Raw genomic sequence first — 3,630 nt, forward strand, 5'->3', positions numbered from 1 at the left:
GCCTTCGCCGCCCCGGGAACCTGGGCAAGTGTGGCCGAAACCAGCACGGCAGAAACAAGTATCGCCGAGGCGACGCGGGCAACTGTCACGATGGGATCAAACCGATTGCGGCGCCGGGGACGGTGTCGAGGTGGTTGATCGTGTCGACGAAGAATCGTGCAACGGGGACGAGTTGGCTCCGATCGACCTTGTCGAGGGTGTCGGCGTCGTCGTACATGTACAGCGGTCCGGCGATGAGGCTCACCACCGGGACACCGGCGTTCAGCACGAAGGACGCGTCGGTCGGTATGCCGGTCTCCGTCAACTGGAACGGGGTCGCGTTGAGCAGCGTCGATGACCGGACGTTGTTGCGTGTCAACGCTCGTGCCAACGCGACTTTCGAGGTGAGATTGACGTTCTCGAACACGCCCTTGGGTTCGGCCCGATCGGTGGTGATCAGTTTGCCGTTCGTGGCGCGGCGCGCGTACTTTCCGACATGCTCGATCGTGGTGTTGGCCACGATGTTCCAGGGGGTGGCGCGGCGGGTGATGTAGCGATCGACGAATGCCTGATGCGCTTGATACCCGGTGAAGTGGGTGTCGAAGGTGACGAACATCAGCGACTTCTCGCGCGGACGGTAGCCGGGCTGCTTGGCCGCACGGCCGTAGTGCTCGGCCAGAGCGATCACCTCGGCCGTTCCGGTGGCGTCCTCAACAGCGCCGGTACCGACCGAGTCGTGATGCGACTGGACCATCACGGTGTCCTTCCTGTTCCCGCGAAGGAACCCGAAGACGGTGCGGCCCACCACGGCGCGCCGATGTACCGTGAGATCGATGCGGGAACGATTTCCGTGCCGCGCCAACAACTTCCGCATTCGTGCCCCGTCGGCTCGGGTGACCCACATTCCGGGGATCGTCATGGTCAGCTTGCGGTAGTACTCGTTGTGGTAGCGGTTGGAATCGAAGTAGTCCTTCAGGACACCGACGAATCCGACGGCTCCGGCCGCCTGCGCCTCACGCACAGTGCTCGAGAGCGAGGTGAGGAACGGGTTGGCGCTGAGCATCGTCCCCGGGTCGAACAGCGCGTTGTCGGGGTCGTGAATGTACTCCGCCAACGGCAGCAACCCCGCCGTGGGCAGATAGAACGACAGGTCGAACATGACGATCTTGCCGCGGACGTCGCGACCTCCGATCTTCCCGGTGCCGATGTCGACGACGGGCGCGGTGCGACCTTTCGGGCCGGTCGTGCGCACGCCGGCCTTGGCGTCGGCCGGGATGAACGAGTGCGCCACCGGGTACGCGTCAACCGGGGTGCCGCCCACATGCAGACCGAAATTCGACGGCCGCCAGTCATAGGAGGTCACTTCTTCGACGTGGACCTCGGAGAGCCCCGCGTTGCGGAACCGGTCCATCACATAGTCCGCTGCCGCCTTGCCGCCGGGCGAACCCGTGGCACGGGGCGCGATACCGGTCAGGTCCTTGACCGTCGAAAAGATCGCCTGCTCCGACAACGCCGCACCCGGAGCCGCAGCAGCGTCTGGTACCGCCGGTGACGAGACCACCAGCAGGGTCGTCAACGCCGTCACTCCCACGGAAAGAAGGCCCCAGGGTCGTCGCATGTGCTGCACCTCATTCATCTACGTCGCGCTCGGCCAGTTATGCCTGCTTCGCCACCCTCAACGAGTGCACCGATGCAGCATACGAACGTTTCATCACAGTACTGGTCACGAAAATGGCCTACCGGATCAACCACACCGGCGCGGAAAGGGCCGCGCCGTGCGACCGACCCTCGGCCGGTTGTGCTGTGGCGGTCGCCGGCATCGCGGGCGCGACGTGTGTCAGAACGCCGCCATCGGCAATAGGTCATCCAACCGATTCGCAGCCGGCGTCGTCGACCTACGTTCGTACCAGGCCTGGTGATGACCAGGAAATCCCCTCTATCCCAGGAGAAGTCATGAGTACCAGTACACCCGCGCCCGCAGTGCCGGCGTCCAACCTGACGACGCTTATCGCCATCTATGAAGCGTTCGGCCGCGGCGATATCCCGAGTCTGCTCGGACTGCTGTCCGATGACGTGAGTTTCGAGGCATCCGAACCGCCGAGCACCGCGGCGGCAGCCGGCCATCCGCTCCTGTCCGTCCGTCAGGGCAAGGGTGAGGTCGCGGGGTTCTTCACCGAGGTCGGCCGCTGCGAACTGCATAGCTTCGATATTCTCCACATGTTCAGCGGCGATGGGCAGGCCGCCGTCCACGTCCGCATCGACCTCACCACCCCCGCCGGAATCCGCATTGTCGACGACGAGATGCACCGCTGGGAGTTCGACGACGCCGGCCGCGCGGTGTCGATGAAGCACTACGCGGACACCGCCAAGCACCTGGCCGCGTGGTTCCCCGAGCGCTGACTCGCGAACCACTCCGGTATCGAAACCGAAAGGTACACAACGGCATCAACTGCACCACGACATACCCCCGGCGCCACTGATCACCCCCGGAATGCTCCCAAGGACACACCATGAATAGCCAACCCATTCCCGGCCCCGGTTCCTGGAAACTCGACAACGCGCACTTTCCGCGTCCGGTGTCACCTATAGCCCGCGATATCTATACGACGGCCTTCCCGGAGGGATTCGCCGCCGGCGCGAAACGCTATGGGCTGCCGGTCACGACGCTCGCCTACCGCGAATCCGGCGGGTGGATGTACAACCAGCCGCACCCGCTCGGCGCGCCACTGGGTGCCGCCACACCACCCGAGCCGGTCCTGTGGCTGATATCCCGTCTGCACCCGGAGTATCGACGCCGCAGGTCCACGGGTCGTCGAACGTCGGAGATTCTCGCGCAGGATGTCGACGAGTGGGAGAACGTGCACCGCCCAGCCCGCATCGCGGCGCACCTCGCGCTGCTGCGCGACGACCCCGGCACGCTCGATGACGCGGCGCTGACCGCGCACGTCAACCGGTGCGTGGCGACCTTTCGGGACAGCGTCACGCTCCACTCCCGCCTCACGGTGGCCGCCAATATCGGGATGGGCCGATTCGCCGAGCGCGTCAGCGAGGTGACCGGCACCGACGTCAAAGAGGTTGTGGGCGCGGTGCACGGCAGTTCACCGGTCTCGGTGGCCGATGAGCCGACACTGCGTGTTCTGGTCGATGCGCTCCGTTCCGAGCCTGACGCACTGCGGTCGGTGACCGCTACCGAGGCCGACCCGGCAACGGCACTGAACGAGCTGGCAGGTGCCGACGGCCCGCTCGGCGAGGCGGCTCGCCTCTGGCTGGGCACCGCGGGTGAGCGCACCCTCGACACCTTCGACGTACTGGCGCCGCGGGCAATCGAGGTACCGGCATTCTTGCTGGCCACCCTTCGCTCCGCAGCCGAGGGCGGGGTCGCTCAGGCCGATCCCCAACCGGTCCTGGCCGAGCTCAGGATGCAATTCGGCCGCAGCACGGCTGCCACGAACGAGTTCGACGCCCTCCTCGCCGACGCCCGTCGCAGCCTGGCGCTGCGCGACGCGCGGGTTCTCTACAACGACTACTGGTCAGCCGGCCTGACACGTCGAGCACTGCTGGCCGTCGGGGAACGCCTGGTCGCCCGGCACCGACTGGCGCGCCCCGAGTACGCCCTGCTGGCCGAAGTCACCGAGATCGACGACGCCCTGA

3 protein-coding genes are annotated in these 3,630 nt (G+C 66.1%); 2 read left to right on the top strand and 1 reads right to left on the bottom strand.

Annotation, left to right across the window (positions count from 1 at the left end; translation table 11 throughout):
* Window positions 1-85 precede the first annotated feature (85 nt).
* Window positions 86-1,597 (bottom strand): M28 family peptidase, encoded by a 1,512-nt coding sequence (locus KDB67_RS19950; RefSeq protein WP_291019722.1) that lies wholly within the window; start codon window positions 1,595-1,597, stop codon window positions 86-88.
* 335 nt (window positions 1,598-1,932) lie between these two features.
* On the opposite strand from KDB67_RS19950, the gene KDB67_RS19955 reads away from it, so the two are divergent.
* Complete coding sequence (locus KDB67_RS19955) at window positions 1,933-2,379, top strand: nuclear transport factor 2 family protein (RefSeq protein ID WP_291019724.1); 447 nt, start codon at window positions 1,933-1,935, stop codon at window positions 2,377-2,379.
* Between the two features lie 110 nt (window positions 2,380-2,489).
* Window positions 2,490-3,630, top strand: a 1,141-nt coding sequence (locus KDB67_RS19960) for a hypothetical protein (protein ID WP_291019726.1), incomplete at its 3' end; no start/stop codon positions are given.

It is taken from the genome of Gordonia sp. (in: high G+C Gram-positive bacteria) (genome assembly GCF_020438995.1).
Lineage (GTDB): Bacteria > Actinomycetota > Actinomycetes > Mycobacteriales > Mycobacteriaceae > Gordonia.

What these genes read in the sequence shown, in the direction of transcription:
- KDB67_RS19955 (WP_291019724.1), top strand. Translation starts at nt 1,933, where the DNA reads ATGAGTACCAGTACACCCGCGCCCGCAGTGCCGGCGTCCAACCTGACG.
- KDB67_RS19950 (WP_291019722.1), bottom strand. Translation starts at nt 1,597, where the DNA reads ATGCGACGACCCTGGGGCCTTCTTTCCGTGGGAGTGACGGCGTTGACG.